Genomic DNA, 19219 nt, shown 5'->3' on the forward strand with positions numbered 1-19219 from the left:
GATAGCAGTATCCCAGTTGTAGGCACTTGCGTAGCTCACGGCCTCTTTAAACGCTTCCCCAGCTTTCTCTGTGTCGCCCAGAGCAAATAGAATGCACCCCGACAGGTATAGCGACAATTCACGCCCCGTCACGTGCGCTGGGTCTCTGAGACTAACCATGAGCGCCTTTTGTACAATCTCCAACGCATGGTGATATGAGCCGCGGAGGTATAGGCAGTGAGCTGCGGAATGAAGAGTGTACCACTGGGATTGATAATCCGCCAGCTGTGCGTAGATTCCTGAAGCCTGAAAAGAGCGCGTGATAGCCGCAAGTAGATCCCCAGCGTTATACTGCATCCAGGCTGTGATGCGGAGAAAATTTGCCTTGTTAGCAGAAGATAGGGAGTCCATGCATGGCTCAAGAGACTGAGCTAGTCCCATCGCTTCACCACTTTGACCCGTCATGGCAAGACTTTGTATGCGGTCAATTACGGCCTTTTTACCTAAGTCGTCATCCTCTTGCGCCGAAGGAAGGAAGTAGGATAGGGGCTTCCCCAAACGCTCTGCGAGGAACTGCAGATTTTCACTGGAAGGACTAATTCGTCCTCGCTCGATTTCGCTAACATATGACCGCGAGAATCTGCCACCTGCCAAACTGGCCTGAGACACCCTAGCCTCAAGTCTAGCTTGGCGTAGTCGTTTTCCCAACATATAGTACCCCCTACCTGACTTAGTGTCGGGCGTCACTATCATGGACTTGTGACACTAGTACGCAGTAATGTATTATGGTGGCAATAATAATTGCCGGCATTGCCCCCGCCGAGTCGGCGATAACTCTCCGCCACCCTGTAAGTCTATTTCTTTGGAGGTGAGATGATATCCTTCAAAAATGATGCCAGCCGTGAGACAGGGTTGAGGTTGAGAACACCCGGTATTTATGAATACAAATTAAAACATGGAAGGTCGTGTTCCATTGAAAAATGTAAGGAGTCGGTATACCTTTCATACTACATTGCCCGATGGCAGACTGGGACTTTATAATAGCAAGACCGGAGCTGTCGTATGCGCAGATGTTGAGGAGGCTGGCAAGCTGTTGTCTGTCCTCGAAGATCCCGTTGGGAATTCTGAGAGCAGTTTTCTACCCGCCCTCGTTTCCCAAGGTTTTGTTGTTCAAAATGATTGCGATGAATTGTCTGATATCAGAAAGTGGAGCAATGCTTTCCTTAGCGATGAGCGCCTACTACATCTTACCATGCTACCCGCAGAAGCGTGTAACTTCACGTGCCTTATTGCTTCCAGTACAACAAGCGACACTTATTCATGAAGCCGTGGGTTTACGATGCCGCTCTGCAATTGATCGAGCGTAGCGCGGTGAGAAACCAGAACCAAGGACAGCGAACCCACATAAAAATATCTTGGTTTGGCGGTGAACCAACACTAGCCGCACCAATGATCATGTCATTTCAGAACCGCCTCCTAGCACTTAGCGCAAAGTACGAATTAGACGTAAAGTGTACGATGGTAACAAATGGTTACTTGCTTACAAGTAATTTGTTCAATAGATTACTTGATGCGAGCATCCGCGAATTTCAAGTAACCCTTGACGGAGACAGTACAACTCATGATCAGCTTCGTACACTTAAGAACGGAAAACCGACATTCAACACCATCTATGAAAATCTCAAGCTAATTACCCAGCTACCCAATGAAGTACAGTTCAAGATGACAATAAGGGTCAATTTTCTGCGTACTACAATTGACGCTGCTCGAAACATGACAGATATGTTTGTAGCGGACTTTGGCCACGATAGCAGATTTCAGATTTACTGCCGTCCAGTCTACCACTTTGACACCGCGCGAGACGACATTCAAGCTATAACCTCTGACATATGTTCCATTGAAGAGGGAATTGGTTTGCAGCGTGCCTTAGCCAAGATGGTTATGGAGCAGCTTAAGGTGTCGACGCCGGGAGGATTGTTCGACCCTCTGCCAATGCCTACGCCTGCTTGGTGTCCTTGTGAGCGGAAATACAGTTATGTCATCGGAGCCGATGGCCTCTTATTCCCTTGCGACAATCTAGTGGGTGATGAGAATTACACGATCGGCCGCCTCTCCGAGGATGGCACTCCGCTTTACAACTCCCGCGCTACTCTTTGGAAAGGAGACTGCTTATCCGATAACGAGTGCCTTACATGCAAGCTCCTTCCTGTTTGTATGGGAGGATGTCTACGAGCTAGAATCATTTCGAAACGACAACCATGCTTCTAGAGTGAATCTGAACTACTACGCTCCTTGCAGGAGCACATCGAACTAAGCACGCCCCGCTGCACCACAGGGTAGCGGTGAATTAACCTCGTGTGCTGAGACCTCAAAAAGGGAGGTGAGAACATATGAAAATCTTACGGGAAGCAGTGCGCATGGAACAAATCGAGCAGCCCTCTGAATGGGACTGTGCTTGGTTCGGGTTATGTTGCGCAGACGGCTTCTGCTGCAAAGGAATAACACCGTAAGCCCTACCTCATGTTGGCCTTTGTGAACTGACGGATGGGCCTAGGCATAGCCCTAGGCCCATCCACATTGTCGCATGGGGCAAGGTTGCAACATCTGTAGACTGGAGATGGGAGATGTGAGCATGTTAAAGAACCTGCGCATCATATACACATTTTATTCATTGATTGGACTACCTCGGCTGCTGCCAATACTCATCGGAGGTTTGCTGGAAAATGTCCCAGCCATATTAGGAGTGGTGAGCCCGCTTTTGGTGCGCGAGATTATAGATGGCCTAGCTAAAGGCAGTATGGACTGGGGCACAGTCTACATCCTTTGTGCTGTGTATGCTACCTCGTTTATCTTGAGCTACGGCGGAGACCTGCTCTACGTGCAGAGCAAGTGGCGTGCCGTTATGGAGCTGCGCTCCCGGGTGTTCGCACAGTCGTTTTATCTTCCATGGCAGAAGCTGCGGCAGCAAGGGTCGTCTTACTTCGCAACCTTGATCAACAATCATTTGAACGACGCTTTTATCGTGCTTGATTATGGATATATACGAGCACTAGTAGCACTTGCGCGCATGGTAGTGATACTTGGTATTGTCCTTGTCTGGGATCGCACGTTGTTTGCACTGTTTGTCTTTAATGTGGTGCTTCTTGCAGCGTATTCTGAAGTCATAAGCCGAGCAACCCGTCATCTTTATGTCCATGGCTTCGAGTTAATGCGACGGGCAACCACGTACATTGTCGAGATTTTTGACAATTTCCACGAAGTGCTTGCAGGCGAAGGTCGGGAAAAGAGCAACCGTCGTTACATGGCTATGAGTAACGAGTTAGTAGGCGTAGCTTTGCAGGCAGAATCTAGACGGGTGCAACTCGACAAAGCAATGACTGATTTGCCCGATTACGTCACTCGCCTGTTGGTCCTTGTCTACGGCGGTTATCTTGTAGTAAACGGTCGCATGACCATCGGCACTATCTGGGCACTCTGGGCGTACTTTGCCATGCTGACCGAGCCTCTCAACATGTTGCAGTCCCTGACGCCAATCTCCGTACGAGTCGTCGCGACGCTAGAGAGTATACTCACCTACTTTGCGGAAACCGAGCAAACAAAAAAAGCTTTTAGTGACAGAAGTATTACGCCAGACCCAAACGCTCCCGTATATAGCTTGCGTGATGTTGCCCTTTCCTATGGTGAGGATAACCCTGTTCTGAAAAATGTGAGTTTCGATGTGCCACGAGGTGAAATTGTGGCTGTAATAGGACTCTCTGGGGAGGGGAAGTCCACTCTCCTCAATGTACTGCTTGGACTTGAACAACAGTATGAGGGCCACGTGAAATTTTTTGGTACTGAAGTAAAGGGCCTATATCCCGGTCTTGTGTTTCAGCACCTTGGATACTGCGCACAGACCATTGGCATCTTTAATGACACCCTTGATAACAACATCACCTTAGGACGACCTGTCGATAATGGGCATTTGCAGGAAGTAATCGCAATGCTAGAGATTGAGCATCTGCGCGGCAGGCTACTAGGCGAGCACGGCGGGTTTCTATCTGGGGGGGAGAAACAGCGAGTGCAGATAGCACGACTACTCTACGCAAATAAAGACGTGGTTATACTTGATGAACCCCTCACCAATCTTGACCTAGTAAACGAGCGTGCCCTGCTCGAGAAATTGGCAGGCCATATGGTGGACCGTTCCGGCATTATTATCTCACACCGGCCAAATATATTGCGCTTAGCCACGCGGGCAATTGTGCTAAGTGAGGGGCAAGTGATAGCCGAAGGCAAGTTGGCTGACCTTATGCACAGCAACCAAGTCTGCCGTGATATCATTCGCACATATGTTGACAGTGCTATGGAATTCGGTCGGGAGCTCTAAAAACACGCTTTCGGATTGCTGTTACCATGAACCTGGTCGTTAGTGTTCCATTTAGGCCTCAAGTCTAGCTTGGCGTAGTCGTTTTACTAGCAAGAACGCCCCATAGGCGCACTAGTGTCGGGCGTCACTATAATGGACTTGTGACACTAGCACGCAATTCGGTCAAGAGCGTGATAAGGGGCAGAGGAAAATACGGCCTATATTATGGCAGAACGGCAAGCGGTTTATGCAAAGGAAAGGCCTAGTCTGGCGATATCAATTGCCAAGCAGCAAATGATGATTGAGACATTCACAAGCTGCTCGGCAACGATGGGGTCCACTTTGTCGAAGAACTATGGTAAGACACCGAGCAGCAGCACGCTAAATATCAACACGTCTTGCAGGAAATGAATGATTATAGCCCATCCAATTCCTTTTGTATCAAAAATAGATCTGACAAGAAACCAGCCTAAGAACCCAGCCATAATACTCCCTGGTAACCCTCCCGGCACACCGAAATAGTGAGGTATCCCAAAGATAAGAGCTCCAATAATTGCTGCGACTTTAGGATTCTTTGAGAACCCTTCAACAATAGTCCATCTGGTGATTATTGTTTCATTGAAGGAATTAAATAAGGCTAGTGGCAAGGCGATAATCACAGCTAGGAAAATTGCCTCCGACGAGGCACTGGCAATAGCTTCTCTATTGCCTAAATACAAGTAAGTTCCAGTGACAAGAGAAATAATAATGGAAAAGTTATACCAATTTGCTTCCAACTGTCTTTACTGCCTATTCCTAATAATTTTATCGGCGTGGTTTGGGCAGACAAATTACCAACTTTAAAATACTCTGCCTTCGTAATTCTATGAACTGCAAGAACGATTAGCAATGTCACATTTAACATCACAAATTGGTACAGAAAGTTGTTACATACCGAGGTCCTTTGCTTAGTCACATTACCTACTACAAAAAATGCTGCAACACCTAGCAGACTAAAAGCCAGACTGATCACTTGGGATCTTTTCATGTTTGTCTCTCCCTCTCTCATAAAATGTATAGTCCCCTCTGTCCTCACGCTGGGAAGGCAACGCGAAAAGCACTGCCGCGACCTACTTCGCTCTCTACCGTTATACGGCCCCCTAGCTCATGCACAGCCTCCTGCACAATTGCTAGGCCGATGCCCGAGCCACCTGTCTCCCTGGTGCGCGAAGAATCGACACGATAGAAGCGCTCAAAAATAAAGGGGAGATGCAGGCTAGCAATGCCTTCGCCGTTGTCGCGCACTACGAAGCCCGCTTCCCCTGCAGCACTAAATATGGAGATCTCAACTTTACCCCCCTCTGGGGTGTATTTGTGTGCGTTACTTAAGAGGTTTCGTACTATACGCGAGAGAAGTTCTTCGTCCGCAGTCACAACTACGGACGCTTTGGGTTCCTCACAGAGAAGTGTGAGGGCCTTTTGCGTAAACTGGGGGCGGGCTACTAGGGCCTCTCGCGCTAAGAATTCGCCAAGCTCTATCTGGCGAAGCGTCGTGCCCTTCTGACTGTACTCCCTGGCGCTCAGGTCCTGCAAATCTTTCATTAATCGCGCTAGGCGATGCGATTCTTCGATGGCTGCCTCCAGATTGTATGTGTCTGGCTCCAGCACACCATCACGGAAACCCTCTAAGTAGCTTTGCATCGTGGCGAGAGGAGTCCTAAGCTCATGCGAAATGTCCCCCGTCAGTTTCTTGCGCAACGCCTGTTGCATAGCTAGACTATCGGCCAGCTTGTCGAGCGTCGCGCCAAGCATAGTCAACTCATCGTCTCCACCCAGGCTAGCGCGAGCCTCTAGGTCACCCGCACCCAGCCTTTCGGCAGCGAGAGTTAGCATGTCTAGGCGACCTGTTAGGCGCCGCGAGAAAGCGCGCCCGGCGTAAACGGCAACTACTGTGGCGACGATGCTCGTGAGAACTGTGGCAAAAAAAACAGCGCGGCGAAAATCTAGGGCCTCGTAGCTCCATATGCCGAGCTGCCCTAAAGAGGCGATTTCAACTTGGCCGACTTGTATCCCGGCGACTTGCAAGGGGTAGGAGTATGCTTCCCCAAGTAGTTCTTGCCCACCGCGCCAGCGCATTCCATGCCTACCCCGCATCATGTGCGGCAGGGCATCGACGATGATGGTGCCCGCGCTGTCTCGCACGCGGATATGCCGCCCTGCCGTCATCGCCATGTCCATAGCGGAACGTCGGATAGCCTGCCATGGTTCGCCCTGCTCATACAAGAGAGCTAGCGTCTCCACCAGACGCAGATTAGCGCCCTCTTGCTCGCTCCGCAGGTACTGGCGCAAATTCCACTCGAGGGTCAGGCTGGCTAGTAGCCCGGCCAGAACTATACCCCCGACCGAGAGGATGGCGATGGTCAGCATCAACTTGTGGCCGAAGCGATGGTTCATTTTTTCTCATCCTCGAATTTGTAGCCTACGCCGTAGACGGTCTTAATGAATATGGGCTGGTCTGGCTGTGGTTCTACTTTGTGGCGCAGATTTTTGATGTGGCTATCGACTGCGCGGTCAAATCCGGTAGATAACTCCCCCGATATGGCCTCGAGCAATTCTCCGCGCGAAAATACACGCCCGGGATGGCGCGCAAGCGTTACAAGGAGTTTGTATTCAGTCGCGGTAAGGGCAATTGATACGTCTAGAACTGCTACATAGTGGCGCAAGGTGTCGATGGTGAGCCTGCCACTGCCAAATTCCCATACATCGGCGAGCAAACCACCCTTGCTGGGGCGAAGCCGCCTCAATATGGCGTGTACCCTAGCCACTAGTTCTCGCGGACTAAACGGCTTGACCATAAAGTCATCCGCGCCAATTCCTAGCCCGGCTATTTTGTCCTCTTCCCCATCTTTAGCTGTAAGCATGATGATGGGCAGAGTCTGCCCCGACATGCGGAGCCGTCTAGCTACCTCTTCGCCCGATAGGTGCGGCAGCATTAGGTCTAGCACCATGAGCGAAAACTCTCCGCTCGCCGCCAAATCTAGTGCATTTTGTCCATCATGGGCTTCGGTGACACTGAAACCCTCTTTTTCTAGATAGGCGCGAATGACGCGGGTAATCTTCACTTCATCATCGACCACCAAAATTCTCTCCACCTAGACACCCCCGCGGCTTAATTGGCGGCAGTAAGCGCATTTAAGCTGCCGTTGGCACTGCCCTGTCCTGCAATCAATATACCAAATGCCTGCCGAAAAAGAAAACGGGGCTTAGCGCCCCGTACTTCTTTGGCCATTGCCACAACCGTTACCGCCGCCAGAAGCGCCGCGCATCATGAAGCCGCCACCTTGCCTTGGGCCGAAGGCGAAATCTCCCTGAGACATGCGCTCAAGCTTCGTCGCCCAAGTTTGCTCCATCCGCTCGCGGATCTCTGCCGCGTCTTCGGCCGTCACTAGGCCCGCCTCAACTTGCTTGTCTAAGATCTGCAGCCTGAGCTCGTGCATTTGCTCATGCAGGGCAGTGAGCTCTGCTTTCTCTGGGTCTGTCATGGCGAGGGCGGCGGGCACCGCAACAGCCATTATAACGACTAGCGCGGCAATGATGATGATTGTTTTTTTCATTTTCTTTGACCTCCTTCATCTTCGTTCGACCTCAGTATATCTATTAACTATAGAGAACTGATGGAGACAAGATGGAGGACTTGTGGAGATTGAGACCTAGGCCTTGATGTAGCCTGCCTTGGCGAGTACTTCTTGCGCACGAGCGTAATCTTCGTCTGCAGTGAGGATTACGGGGCCGGTGCAGCCCATGCCGGTGGAGGCGAAGATGCCTGCTCGCCATACCTCGCGCACGGCAATTTCGAGGTCGAGTATGTCTATGCCGGCGATTTCTGAAGTGGCTACCTTGGCGGGCGGTGCGGTTACTTCCGCCTCTTCGGTCTTGGCGGTAGCCTTAATTTCTTTCTTAAGCAGGTTTTCGAGCCCTGCCTTGCGTGCGGCAGCAAACTCCGCGGCCACTTTCTCGAGCAACTTGCCCTTGGCCACGTCGCCGGCATACTTGATGGCGCCGGCCACCACAGGGGCGCCTGAAGCGCGTGACAGAATAAGCACTATTCTGCCATAGCCTTCACCTACCCCGGGGCCATAACCAAAGCCGAGAGACTCGTAGTCGCCGCCCGTAGTATAGGCCGAGAACACTTTCATCAGGACATTGCCCGTGAGCGTGTCAGTGACCATGATGTCGGGTGCCCCCACTAAGAGGTCGTTCCCCCGCATCACCGAACCACCGTCCTTGCGGATGGACTCCGCGAAACTAACTGCATAGCCGTTATCTACCAGTTTTTGCAGCTGCCTTTCGACCGTGCGAGCGGAGTCGACATTGAGAATGCCCAGGGTGGGGTTTTCGATACCGGCAGCCTTCGCGGTGGCGATGCCGTAAATGGCGTTCTTGACCATGGCCTCTACTCTATCTGTGGCGGCGGTGCCGGTTGTGGTGGTAAGAAACATTTCTCGCCCGCGCCCGGGGGTAATAACGCGCCCCACGGTAGCTACGCCAATAGGGAAGTTGTAGTGCATGGTAACGACGGCAGCGAGCTCGCCGCTTGCGAGCATGCGCTCCATAACTTCATGCTGTGCGCTCTCGCAGTCAGCGTGAACTTGGCGCAGGTTCGATTCTACGCGCGGCCCAATTAAGACCACCGTAAGGTCAGGGTTAGCGCGTGCAGCTTGCTCTGCGCCCCGCACAATTTCGGCAACGCCGTGCTCACTGCCGAGGAGAGTGATGCCTATGCAGGTGGGGGCACCGAAGACGCCTGTCTCTAGGGCGTCGGCAATCTCTGAAAACACTTTGGCGACGAGTGCTTTGGCCTCTATCATCGTCTCACCCTCGCCTACTTGGTTGTGGTGAGAGACTCGACTACCGCACGCATGGCGGACGCAATGATGCCCCGCACTTCCTGCTCATCGATTCCACCTGTCGCCTTTTTCACTTGGCCCGGGTTCTTTTCGATAACAAAAGAAACGCCGTCAAAGAGATTGGTCATGCGGGCCAAGAAGAGACTGCCCTTGCCGATAACCATGGCGCGCGTAATTTGCTCATTAAGCATTTGTTCGCGCACATAGCCGATTACGGGCATACCCGACGGGATATGACCCTGGGTGGGGGCGAAGCCTGGCATGCCGTGCTTGTGCACAAACTGCGGAATGTCGGTGCGTTCGAGGTCGCCGCGTTTGACACCGAGAGCCGCAATCATCTTGTAATTGGCCTCAGGCACATTGCCAGCACCGGCGGGTACAGTTATCTCTGGGTTCTGCATTTCTACGCCGTATTGATCTACGTCGGTGATCTTCATGTTGACGCGGTCTAGCGGGTCTGTCACTAGAGCCTGAATGACGGCCTGGGGGCTAGAGCCTGAACCGATGGTGTGCCTGCCGATGGCGTCGGTGCGGATGATGGGGTTAACGCCATCGTTAGCGGCAACCCAAATGGCGAAACCGCCCAGCACGTCTTCCAAGATGGGCAGATTTTTGTTAAGGTGGTCTTTGCCATTCATGCCTAACTTGGCGGTAGCGCCGCCGGCGACGACGACAACATTCTTGTAGATGCCGGCCTGCACTAAGGCGGCTGCGGTGATCATGGCATGGGCCGGAGCGGCACAGAAGCCACGCGTATCACTGCCGGTGGCGTTGACAAAGCCAACCACTTCGCCGATGGCCTTGGCAAAATTGCCACCACCGCGCTGGTTCATGTCACCGCAGGCTTCTTCGGAGCACTCGATCACATAGTCGACCTCTTTGGGGTCAAGCCCTGTCTTGTGCAGCAAGTTGCGCACTGTCACTACGGCCGAGGCCATGGCGGTAAGGTTTTCGTAAATGATGTGAGCGGTAAGTGAATTGTCTGTGTCATGGGCTTGACGCACGCAACCAACTAACTCGTCACCAAGTTTAAGGGGCTCGGCGACATGTTCGTCGACTAGCTTTTGGATAGTAGTGAGGTCAGAGGTTTTCTGCAGCTTACTTAAATCCACACCCTGAAATACGGGGTGTGCTGCGAGCTTTGCTGAGACTAAAGCCGCAAAGCTGGGCTCGAGCAAGACTAAGTCGAACGAATCGACTAGCTTCATCACGCCATAGAGCTCGTCTTCGGGCATAATCTCGCCAAATTTGGCGAAGCGCGAAGCGCCCGTCATGTTGTTTTGGTACCATGGCTTAGGCATGTTCTCGAGCTCGCGCGGGGTGATGCCGCCAATGTAGGCTTGGTTGGGAGGATAGATGACGCAGTCGTTGAAGCTACGGGTATGCGCATAGACCTTTTTGAGATACTCACTCTCGGGATTCTTTAAGCGCTCTTGAATTTGCGTGGTGCCGTGATCGACCAACATGTTGGGGGCATGGAAGAGGGCGTAGGCAGCCCCCTTGATTACTGGAAACATAAAGCACCTCCTAGGATTTGTGGTGGTAACCGCGATGAAAAAGAGCGGGCGGGAAGCCCGCCCGCTCTTTTTACTTACTTATCAAATACTACTTGACCATGTACTTCTGTCTCTAAGGCCCGCAATGCTTTCCGCACTAGTGCGCGACGCAGTTCCTTCTCTTCGGCTGGGGTCTTCAGTGGGTTGCCGAGCGGATAAGGAATCGCGACCGTAGGCACAATGCGATTAGCGCCAACGGTGAGTGAAATAGGAACTACGGTACACATATGCACCACAGGAATGCCGGCGCGTTCAATTTCTTTTACCATCGTTGCTCCGCAACGTGTGCAAGTTCCTCAGGTGCTAGTGAGAATGACCGCTTGCACGCCGTCGTTCAGTAGCTCCTGGGCAATCTTCTTGGCAAAAGTTATTGCATTGGCCACAGCCGTGCCATTACCTACGGTAGAGTAGAAGTAGCGGTGCAATGAACCAATTTCGCCGTTTTCGGCCATTTCTACCAAGACATCCACCGGCAGAACGCGGTCGGCATCTTGATTGGCATAGACAGGGTCGTAGCCGCCATGGGCGGTGCTAAAGCTTTCCACGGTGAGATCCTTCACGCCGGCGATGTCGTACTTGCCGTACTTGCTAGCACTAGAGGACTCAATGTGGTCGGGGTTGCCCTTGGGGACAATGCCTCCGGAGGTAACAAGGGCAATTTTAGCTTTTGTGACATCAGCCACAGGCATGTTGGGGGCCACCCGATCGAAGTGTGGCATAGGATACTCGGTAGCAAAGGGTTGACCACTCATTTTGTTGATGAGCATATCTACTGCCCTTTTGGCGCCGCGCTCAGCATGGAAGTAGTTTTTGCGCAGTCCCTGCAACAAGTAGCCATGTGTTTCTGGGCTTACTTCTTCGCCCGCCGACAAGGCAATTACCAACTTCGCCATTTGGGGAATGGCCTTGCGCATATCGGCCGCGCTATTGGTGGTCTCGACGATGTAGGCATACTTGCGATACATCTCTACCCCTGGGTTCTCAAGATACATACCGCTCACCACAGGGATCTTGAGCTCATCTTTAACTGCTCTAGCTACCGCTCCACAAGCTACGCCGTAACGTCCGGCATTAAATGCGGGGCCGGTGACGACGATGGATGGCTCATGCTTCTTGATCATGGCCAGAATCACAGCGAGTGCGGTATCGACATTCTCGTTGAAGTAGCTGTCACCACATATTACGGTGGCCACAATTTCGCCATGACTACCTATGGCTGCTTGGAGAGCTTGCCCTGGGCCAACTGCACCAGTGCGCTCTTCGGGCTTATGATCAGCCTTGTCCTCGCCGCCGATGCCGCCGTAAAACTGGTTCAAGTAATGTACTACTTTGAACTTATCGCTCTTCATATTCTTCCCCCCTTCTCAGGACTCTGCGACTGGCCCCTACTGGCCATGCTTGCTATAGGATTTGCGCATACTGCCTACTTCTGCCAGAATAGCGTCAACATCGAGGACCATCTCCATCATGCTGATCTGATTCTCGTAGACGGTAGCGTCAACTTTGTCTTTCAGTTCGAAAATGTGGTATACGGCTAGTCCCAACTGGACTCCTGCCAAGGCACCTGCGTAAGTCGGATCGCCTGCAGTAACGGTTTCGGCAGCGAGGCCTGAGGCCTCAGCTTCTGCGCCGCCAAGAACAACAATTATGTTCTCGGCACCATACTTTTCAGTCAATTCCTTAATCCGACGTTGATTCTCCAGGTCCATGGCACCCGCGGCTGTTCAGACAAAGCACTCGGTGACAGAAAACACGACTTCTCCGCCCGCGGACTTTACGCATTCTTCGATTGCGGGTCCTGGCACGCCGTCGCGATCACCGAGAATGACCACTTTCTTACCTTGCAACATGGTTTACTACCTCCTTCGTAAAATTCTTCGTGAAATTATGAGCTTATTCAACCAACTTAAATAACTTTGGCCGTTAGTTTGCTAAAGCCTAGTTCATTAGTCGCACCAGTAATGACTTGGATTTCCGCAACTATAGAGCCATCGGCGTTTAAGCTGCCGTTCCAGCCGCCAGCGATAACATCTGCTACCTCGTGGTGGCCGATGACTTTCTGCATGGCAGGGAGAACGATGACTTCATTGGCATTACCAGCTGTGATTACAGCATCGGCCAGGGGGTCGGCATCGGCGAGCGATTGCGAGGCACCGTCTTGCCCTGCATACTCATCGGTGACCAGTACGGTCTTAATGCCTTGCTTCTCTAGCTTCACACAGTTCATCATTAGGTCGGCGTCAGGGTTACCGAAACCTTCTTCCGAAATGATGGCGGCATCAACACCGAGCCAGCCGATCAACTTAGCGGTGAAATTAGATGAACGCTCTTTGTCCGCTAGGGTGACGTTCTCATTCGTGACCACAACGCCCAAGAAATTGTAGTCCTTGCCGTGGCGCGCCAGTAGCTCGTCAATGACAGGACTATTTTGGTGGTGGTAGGTGGTGTTCTTATCGCAAGCCGAGACGCAGTTACCAGAAACAATGGCCCCATCCATGACTTCGGTGGGATAGATGAAGGTCGGTAGAATGCGCTTGACGTCAATGCCGTAGAGGTAGGTGTCATGCAAAAGACCTTGACTCTGCAACATGTAGACATAGGCTACTTTGGGTAGCCCAGGGTACTCGGCCATGGCGACCGGTAGCGGTGGGCAATTGTAGCTCGTGACTTGGTCTGGCTTGACGTGCCGTCCGGCTTCGCCCAAGTAAGTTGCAGCCTTAAAGCCCATAATACGTAGCGCGTGCTCGTGCTCATGTTGCAGCAAACCCTCTACAGGCGCGGCAATCACTACTACATTGTTGGTCTTCGAGAAGGGGGTGAACTCGGCACCGGGGCCAGACATGTCGATAATGCCCTCCTGGAAACCGACAATTTTGCCCGTCGTGACGACAGCCGCGCCTTTAAGCACATGGGTCACGCCGTCACCAACCATGTCTACTTTACTCACAAAACCTGGGAAAACGCCGCCCTTACCCTCTACTTTTACGCGCGGCTCAATGACGTCCTTGACTGGGACAATGCGGGTCGAGTCACCCGGCTTCGCCAAATCAATGTCAATCGAAGCGAGACGCTCATCCTGCAGATGATTTATCATCTCTTCCTTGTTGACGTAGAGCACCCCAGCTTTTACTTCAGTGCGAGGGCCGAACTTGACATCGGTAATGGTAATTACACCTAGATCTAAACGCAAATTTGTCACCTCCCTAGCCTAGATTAATTCTTGAATTTTAGCCTCGATAATCTGTGCAGTGCATTCCGCGGGGCCAAGTTCGGCGATCTTCTCGCCTCCTTTGTAGAAGGCAATCACCGGTAGACCCATGACCTTTTGCGCGATGGCGAGGCGCCGATTACCCGAGGTGTCTAACTTGCAGAATTTGGCCTTGCTGCCATACTGCTCCGCCAAGCGTTCGACGTCTGGCATGATAGCCAAGCACTTTTCACACTTGGGGCCCCAGAAATCTACGACAATCAAGCCCTCTGCCTGTAGCACCTCTTGGTCAAAGTTGTCTTTGTGGACTTCAATCAACTAAATCACCTCCTTTGTCAAGAAGCAAGATGCAAGAGATAGGAAGCAAGATTGGGAAGTTGGGAGTTAGAATAAGACTTGGAGTTTCTCGTTTAGTGAGGATGGGGTTATTTCATCTTCTACCAGACGGCTGACGATTTCGCCGTGGTGAAAGAAGAGGACTGTGGGTTGCTGGACAACGCCGTACCGCTTGGCAACGCGCTGATTGCGGTAGGTGTCCATTTTCCATAATTTTACTTTGTCGCCGTAGCTCGCTATGGCAGTCTCGATGACGGGCATCATTTCGATGCACTTGCTCTCCATCGGAGTCCAGAAGGCAACAGCTACAGGTCGGCTTTCGTGCAAGACCGATTCGGCAAAACCTTCTTCTTCGATGATGTACTTTTCAGCAGCCACGGCCGCAATAGCACCATCTGCCGCCGCGGTTACTACTTGGCGTAGGTAAGTCACCCTCGCGTCGCCGGCGGCAAAGACGCCGTCAACACTCGTCTCCATGCGCTCATCAGTTATAATGTAGCCCCGTGCGTCGAGGTTTACTTGCCCTTTAACAAAGTCGGTGAGGGGAATAGTGCCGATGTAGATAAAGACGCCATTCGTCTCGAGCTCGGTAAGCTCGTTATTTTTAACATTGCGAATGACCACGCCTTCGACAATGCCATCACCCTTGATCTCTTGGATAGTAGAGTTCCAGATAAAGTTGATTTTGGGGTTCTTAAAAGCGCGCTCTTGCAGCATAGGTGCGGCATCAAGTACACCTTCATCATGTATAACAACGATGGTGACAGAATTAGCGAATTTGGTTAGGTAGTGGCTCTCTTCGATGGCGGCGTCGCCATTGCCGAGCACCACGATGTCTAAGTCCGTAAAAAAGTCGGCGTCACAGGTAGCACAGTAGGAGACACCCTTGCCCCGCAGGGCCTGTTCCCCTTTTACCCCCAAGGTGCGGGGAACGGCGCCAGGGGCTAGTATCAAAGTGCGTCCCACATACTGTGTGCCGTCTTTGCAGTGGACTACCTTGGCTGCCGCGTCAATTGAGACAACTTCGTTCCTGATGATTTCGGCCCCGAAAGAGGTCGCGTGCTCCGCAAAGGCTTTCATAAGGCCTGGCCCGGTTGTTCCCCTGGCAAACCCAGGATAGTTCTCCATATCTTGCGTGCTACCAGCCTGACCGCCTGGCTTCGCTTTTTCGATGAGCAGGGTCTTCTGCTTGCTGCGGGCGCCATACATGGCCGCCGACAAGCCGCCAGGCCCACCGCCAATGATAATTAAATCCCATACGTCTGACAATTAATCCACTCTCCTTAAGTTGAATCGCGCTAGTAATGCCCTGCCAAGCGCAAGGACATAAGTCCTGCGTCACAGAGCGACTTATCGATGCTGGCAAGATCACACAGCACACTAGGGGAGTAATCCCGCAGGGGGCGCTCTGCTAACATGCGCCGTGCCACGCTAAGGCAACCCTCAACTAATTGTACTGATTGGTAGTCTACGCCAAAGGCTTGATATGTAATCACTATGGAGCGAAAGGGGTTTTCATTTGGTTTCACGCTGCCGGCAAAGGGATGGGTGAGCAAGTGATGCCCAAGATGCACGTAGTCACGCACAGTTTCTAGCACGGCTAAGTTATCGGGGCTCTTAAGACAGATATCGGTGGCACGATACTCTAAGGTCGGGTTATTGCTCACTACTATGCTGTACGGCATGCCTTGGTCCCTTCCGCACAATTTCCACAGCGCGAGTGAGCTCTTGAACCGTATCAGCGACAATCTGCACGTCTAGGCTGCTTACCCGCGAGAATACGGCCCCCATTTCAGTCACGACATAGCGTGGTGGCAAATGATTGAGGGCGATGGCGGCGATATCGAGGCGGCAACGCGTGCAGGTACAAACATCAGGAAAAAGCAGCTTGATTTCCTCAAGTTTGTCGAAGACGATGTCTTGGGTGATATTCTTTAGTAACAAGCAAATTCCACCTTTCATTTTTCGGATGAAAAAAATGAACGGCAAAGCTTGCCGCCCATGTCTCTGTCTCCGTAACCTGAGAGATTTCGCAGTAAGATTCCCCACTGCCTGCTCCTTCGGTGCCCAAAAAAGGCTTTCCAGAGTGCTGTCGACATAGCGGTCCTTTTGCCTGAAAGTTTAACTGCACCGTGGCTACTCAGTACAGTCTTGCTCCTTCGGCGCCCCGAAAGGTCTCTTCCGCTAGCTTCCCCCAGCAATTATTCTGCTCACAAGATAAGCATACCACTACCCTCGCTCGCCTGCAAGGCATCCTGGCCTGACACTTTTACAATTCGCCGCCTAAAGCTTACCACACTACCACCAGTGGGGACAAACTAGAACGGGCTTCCCCAATTTCTCTCGCCGCGACTCCCCGCCGTAGCAGCATGGCTACCACTTCGTCAGCTTGTGCGGCACCCACGGCAAAGAGTAGCCCTCCACTAGTTTGGGGGTCAAAAAGCACGTCTCGCCAGATCTCATCTACGGCTACGTCAAAATCAATGAACTTGCCGAAGTGAGCCGCATTACTATAGGCACCTGCCGGCACTAGGCCCATGGCGGCATAGTCGCGCACCCCGGGGAGTACAGGTATGGCGGCGGTGTAGAGGTGAATTTCCACATTGCTGCCTAGCGCTAATTCCACCGCATGCCCAAGCAAGCCAAAGCCCGTAACATCGGTGCCCCCATACACTTTGTAGGCACCAAACACTTCAGCTGCGTCTTTATTCAAGGTAGCCATCACTTGTAGCGCTGACCTACTGTGACTCTCGGCCGCAATTTCGGCCTTAGTAGCCGTAGCAATAATCCCACTACCGAGAGGCTTGGTTAGAATGAACTTGTTGCCTGGCTCTACACCCCGATTAGTAATCATAGCCTCTGGGTTCACAATGCCTGTTACCGCCATACCGTACTTAATATCGTCATTCTCGACGGTGTGCCCGCCAAGTATCACGACCTTGGCCTCGAGCGCCTTCATAGCCCCACCGCGCAAGATTTCACCCATCACTTCGGGAGGGATGCAAGCAGCGTAGCAGACGATGTTGAGCGCGGTCAGGGGAACACCCCCCATGGCGTAAACATCGCTAAGTGCGTTAGCGGCGGCGATTTGCCCAAACAAGTAGGCGTCGTCGGTCATGGGGCTGAAAAAATCGACAGTCTGCACTAAAGCGGTACCGTCATTGAGCATGTACACCCCGGCATCATCGCTGGTTTCAATCCCTACCAAGACTCTAGGGTCGGTCACTCTGGGTAGGTGTTGTAGTATTTTTTCTAGGGCGCCCGGCCCGAGCTTACTGGCTCACCCGCCACCTTTAGAAAACGTCGTCAACTTCATTTCTCCCAAGTTCCTACCCTCCCTTCTATGGCTCTGCGTGCCTCGGGCGAGCGCAGAAAAGTCGCCATCTCGGCAATGGACCGACCGCCGTAACGGCGATGCAGTGTCAAGAGGTATAGCGAGCGGTTGAAACTTAGCCCCTGTACTCGCTTTTTAGCCACGACACCTAGACGCACTGACTTTTCGGCCGCAAAGGCCGAGACTAAGGCTACTCCAATACCTGCTTCCACCGCATTTAGCGCCGCCAGGGAAGTACCAACCTCAAGCACCACGCCGAGCCTGCCCATATTGATGCCGCGCTGCGCCAGCTCACGCTCTACAAATAGGCGACTGCCAGAGCCAGCAGAACGGGTTATCATGGGCTCCCGGCAGAACTCATCTAAAGGCACTTGTTCTAGAGACGCAAAACGGTGCTTAGGGGGGACCAATAGCACTATCTCATCCTGAAAGATTGGTTCGGCGCGAATTTCGGCCTCTTTGGGAGCAGCCCCCACTATGGCCAAGTCAATTTCATGGCGCTCTAGCTTGGCGACAATGACCGACGTGTTTTCAATAAGGAGACGTGGCTTGACGCGGGGGTAGCGCTGGATAAACATCGCGAGGAGCGTCGGGCACAAATGCTCACCAGGAACAGTGCTCGCCCCGAGGAGCAGCGGTCCGGTAACTTCCGAGGTCATTTCATCGATCTCTTTGCGCGTGCTGTCGATTAATTCTAGCAGATGGCTAACATTTCTTAAGGCTAATTCTCCCGCACGCGTAAGCTCGAGCCCACGCCCGCGCCTCTCGAGCAGCTTCGTACCGAAATAGTCTTCTAGGGCCTGAATCTGCATGCTCACTGCGGGCTGGGTAAGACTTAGCATTCTCGCAGCAGCCGAGAAGGAGCCTGTTTCCAGCACCGTGAGAAACGTTCGCAAGTAGTTTATATTCACAAACCCATCCCCCTTCTTCGGTAAGACTATTCTCTACTCGTGTGCTTACTCCTGCTAGCAAAGAATCTCAACTTTTGGCATCTACGCTAACCGGCAGTACCAAGTGTCAACCTGCATTCCCACCAACGCATAACGAGGTAGGCGGCTCTACACCGAGGGCAACACAGAGGTCTTTCTGCTTCTCAATAGGAGACGATTTCAACCACAGAGGTCACAGAGGCGTGGAAAAGAGAGGAAGATAGAACGAATTTAATTGCCTAATTTAACTCCTTCTTTCTCTGTGACCTCTGTGTACTCTGTGGTAAAAAACGTGCCCTCCCTCTCTAATTTCTAATTTCCAATCTCTAACATCTAGTTATGTACTCTGTGGTTAGAAAAAGCTCCATCTCCGTAGTGAAGGGTAGGAGACGATAGAAGTCATCTGCCGCATGATTGCCACCATGCCCTCACTTCCTCGTTAGGTGTCAACGAGAATGCAGGTGCCAAGTGCCAAGGCAGAAAAAAAGTCCCCAAGCATACACCTAGGGACCAAAGGGGGGATGTGTAGCAAAAACTGAGGGGTGGCGGGAGTATGTGGGAATCGAACCCACCGCGGACTTGTCTAGAGCCCGCTGCCGGGTTTGAAGCCCGGAAGGCACACCAGAACCTATCTACTCCCACT

Annotated in this window: 18 protein-coding genes, 1 tRNA gene and 1 riboswitch; of the genes, 2 read left to right on the plus strand and 17 right to left on the minus strand. The window is 52.3% G+C overall.

Features of this window, described 5'->3' with window-relative positions:
- On the minus strand, window positions 1-690 hold a 690-nt coding region (locus tag KGZ92_01505; GenBank protein MBS3887961.1), incomplete at its 3' end, for a helix-turn-helix transcriptional regulator.
- A 609-nt stretch (window positions 691-1299) separates the two neighbouring features.
- Here KGZ92_01505 and KGZ92_01510 point away from each other — a divergent pair.
- A complete protein-coding gene (locus tag KGZ92_01510; protein ID MBS3887962.1) occupies window positions 1300-2247 on the plus strand; it encodes an SPASM domain-containing protein in 948 nt (315 codons plus the stop codon).
- 364 nt (window positions 2248-2611) lie between these two features.
- Complete coding sequence (locus tag KGZ92_01515; protein MBS3887963.1) at window positions 2612-4348, plus strand: ABC transporter ATP-binding protein; 1737 nt, start codon at window positions 2612-2614, stop codon at window positions 4346-4348.
- Window positions 4349-4680: 332 nt separating this feature from the next.
- Here the strand turns inward: KGZ92_01515 and KGZ92_01520 are convergent, their stop codons facing one another.
- From KGZ92_01520 to KGZ92_01595, 16 genes are all read right to left on the minus strand, one after another.
- Entirely contained in the window at window positions 4681-5103 is a 423-nt protein-coding gene (locus tag KGZ92_01520) for a CPBP family intramembrane metalloprotease (GenBank protein MBS3887964.1), read from the minus strand.
- A gap of 295 nt (window positions 5104-5398) precedes the next feature.
- Window positions 5399-6760, minus strand: coding sequence for a HAMP domain-containing protein (locus KGZ92_01525; GenBank protein MBS3887965.1), 1362 nt, complete (start codon window positions 6758-6760; stop codon window positions 5399-5401).
- Window positions 6757-7458 carry a response regulator transcription factor gene (locus KGZ92_01530; protein MBS3887966.1) on the minus strand — a complete coding sequence of 234 codons (702 nt, stop codon included), beginning with the start codon at window positions 7456-7458 and terminating at the stop codon, window positions 6757-6759. The genes KGZ92_01525 and KGZ92_01530 overlap by 4 nt, the downstream gene beginning before the upstream one ends.
- A 111-nt stretch (window positions 7459-7569) precedes the next feature.
- The gene (locus tag KGZ92_01535; protein MBS3887967.1) at window positions 7570-7920 is read right to left on the minus strand and encodes a DUF2680 domain-containing protein; all 351 of its coding nucleotides are present in this window, start codon (window positions 7918-7920) and stop codon (window positions 7570-7572) included.
- Between the two features lie 96 nt (window positions 7921-8016).
- Window positions 8017-9174 (minus strand): glycine reductase, encoded by a 1158-nt coding sequence (locus KGZ92_01540; protein MBS3887968.1) that lies wholly within the window; start codon window positions 9172-9174, stop codon window positions 8017-8019.
- Between the two features lie 14 nt (window positions 9175-9188).
- A complete protein-coding gene (locus KGZ92_01545; protein MBS3887969.1) occupies window positions 9189-10730 on the minus strand; it encodes a ketoacyl-ACP synthase III family protein in 1542 nt (513 codons plus the stop codon).
- 74 nt (window positions 10731-10804) lie between these two features.
- Complete coding sequence (gene grdB, locus KGZ92_01550) at window positions 10805-12118, minus strand: glycine reductase complex selenoprotein B (GenBank protein ID MBS3887970.1); 1314 nt, start codon at window positions 12116-12118, stop codon at window positions 10805-10807.
- Window positions 12119-12154: 36 nt separating this feature from the next.
- Window positions 12155-12619 (minus strand): glycine/sarcosine/betaine reductase complex selenoprotein A, encoded by a 465-nt coding sequence (locus KGZ92_01555; protein ID MBS3887971.1) that lies wholly within the window; start codon window positions 12617-12619, stop codon window positions 12155-12157.
- A gap of 56 nt (window positions 12620-12675) precedes the next feature.
- Window positions 12676-13959, minus strand: a complete 1284-nt coding sequence (locus KGZ92_01560) for a glycine/sarcosine/betaine reductase component B subunit (protein ID MBS3887972.1) — start codon at window positions 13957-13959, stop codon at window positions 12676-12678.
- An 18-nt stretch (window positions 13960-13977) separates the two neighbouring features.
- Window positions 13978-14295 (minus strand): thioredoxin, encoded by a 318-nt coding sequence (locus KGZ92_01565; GenBank protein MBS3887973.1) that lies wholly within the window; start codon window positions 14293-14295, stop codon window positions 13978-13980.
- A 66-nt stretch (window positions 14296-14361) separates the two neighbouring features.
- Window positions 14362-15582, minus strand: coding sequence for a thioredoxin-disulfide reductase (trxB, locus tag KGZ92_01570; GenBank protein MBS3887974.1), 1221 nt, complete (start codon window positions 15580-15582; stop codon window positions 14362-14364).
- A 29-nt stretch (window positions 15583-15611) separates the two neighbouring features.
- Window positions 15612-15998 carry a GrdX family protein gene (locus KGZ92_01575; GenBank protein MBS3887975.1) on the minus strand — a complete coding sequence of 129 codons (387 nt, stop codon included), beginning with the start codon at window positions 15996-15998 and terminating at the stop codon, window positions 15612-15614.
- On the minus strand, window positions 15970-16275 hold the full coding sequence (locus KGZ92_01580) for a late competence development ComFB family protein (GenBank protein ID MBS3887976.1): 306 nt from the start codon (window positions 16273-16275) through the stop codon (window positions 15970-15972). Before KGZ92_01580 ends, KGZ92_01575 begins: the two co-directional genes overlap by 29 nt.
- 129 nt (window positions 16276-16404) lie before the next feature.
- Window positions 16405-16507, minus strand: a riboswitch (glycine riboswitch).
- A gap of 96 nt (window positions 16508-16603) precedes the next feature.
- A complete protein-coding gene (selD, locus tag KGZ92_01585) occupies window positions 16604-17629 on the minus strand; it encodes a selenide, water dikinase SelD (GenBank protein ID MBS3887977.1) in 1026 nt (341 codons plus the stop codon).
- Window positions 17626-18558 carry a LysR family transcriptional regulator gene (locus KGZ92_01590; GenBank protein MBS3887978.1) on the minus strand — a complete coding sequence of 311 codons (933 nt, stop codon included), beginning with the start codon at window positions 18556-18558 and terminating at the stop codon, window positions 17626-17628. The genes selD and KGZ92_01590 overlap by 4 nt, the downstream gene beginning before the upstream one ends.
- 561 nt (window positions 18559-19119) lie before the next feature.
- Window positions 19120-19216: transfer RNA gene (locus KGZ92_01595), tRNA-Sec, on the minus strand.
- Window positions 19217-19219: the final 3 nt, after the last annotated feature.

The organism is Bacillota bacterium, from assembly GCA_018333655.1.
Taxonomy (GTDB): domain Bacteria; phylum Bacillota; class UBA994; order UBA994; family UBA994; genus BS524.

Bases quoted from the DNA above. Each gene is read 5' to 3' on its own strand.
- KGZ92_01510 (MBS3887962.1), top strand. From the start codon at position 1,300: ATGAAGCCGTGGGTTTACGATGCCGCTCTGCAATTGATCGAGCGTAGC.
- KGZ92_01515 (MBS3887963.1), top strand. From the start codon at position 2,612: ATGTTAAAGAACCTGCGCATCATATACACATTTTATTCATTGATTGGA.
- KGZ92_01525 (MBS3887965.1), bottom strand. From the start codon at position 6,760: ATGAACCATCGCTTCGGCCACAAGTTGATGCTGACCATCGCCATCCTC.
- KGZ92_01535 (MBS3887967.1), bottom strand. From the start codon at position 7,920: ATGAAAAAAACAATCATCATCATTGCCGCGCTAGTCGTTATAATGGCT.
- KGZ92_01540 (MBS3887968.1), bottom strand. From the start codon at position 9,174: ATGATAGAGGCCAAAGCACTCGTCGCCAAAGTGTTTTCAGAGATTGCC.
- KGZ92_01545 (MBS3887969.1), bottom strand. From the start codon at position 10,730: ATGTTTCCAGTAATCAAGGGGGCTGCCTACGCCCTCTTCCATGCCCCC.
- KGZ92_01575 (MBS3887975.1), bottom strand. From the start codon at position 15,998: ATGCCGTACAGCATAGTAGTGAGCAATAACCCGACCTTAGAGTATCGT.
- KGZ92_01580 (MBS3887976.1), bottom strand. From the start codon at position 16,275: ATGAAAGGTGGAATTTGCTTGTTACTAAAGAATATCACCCAAGACATC.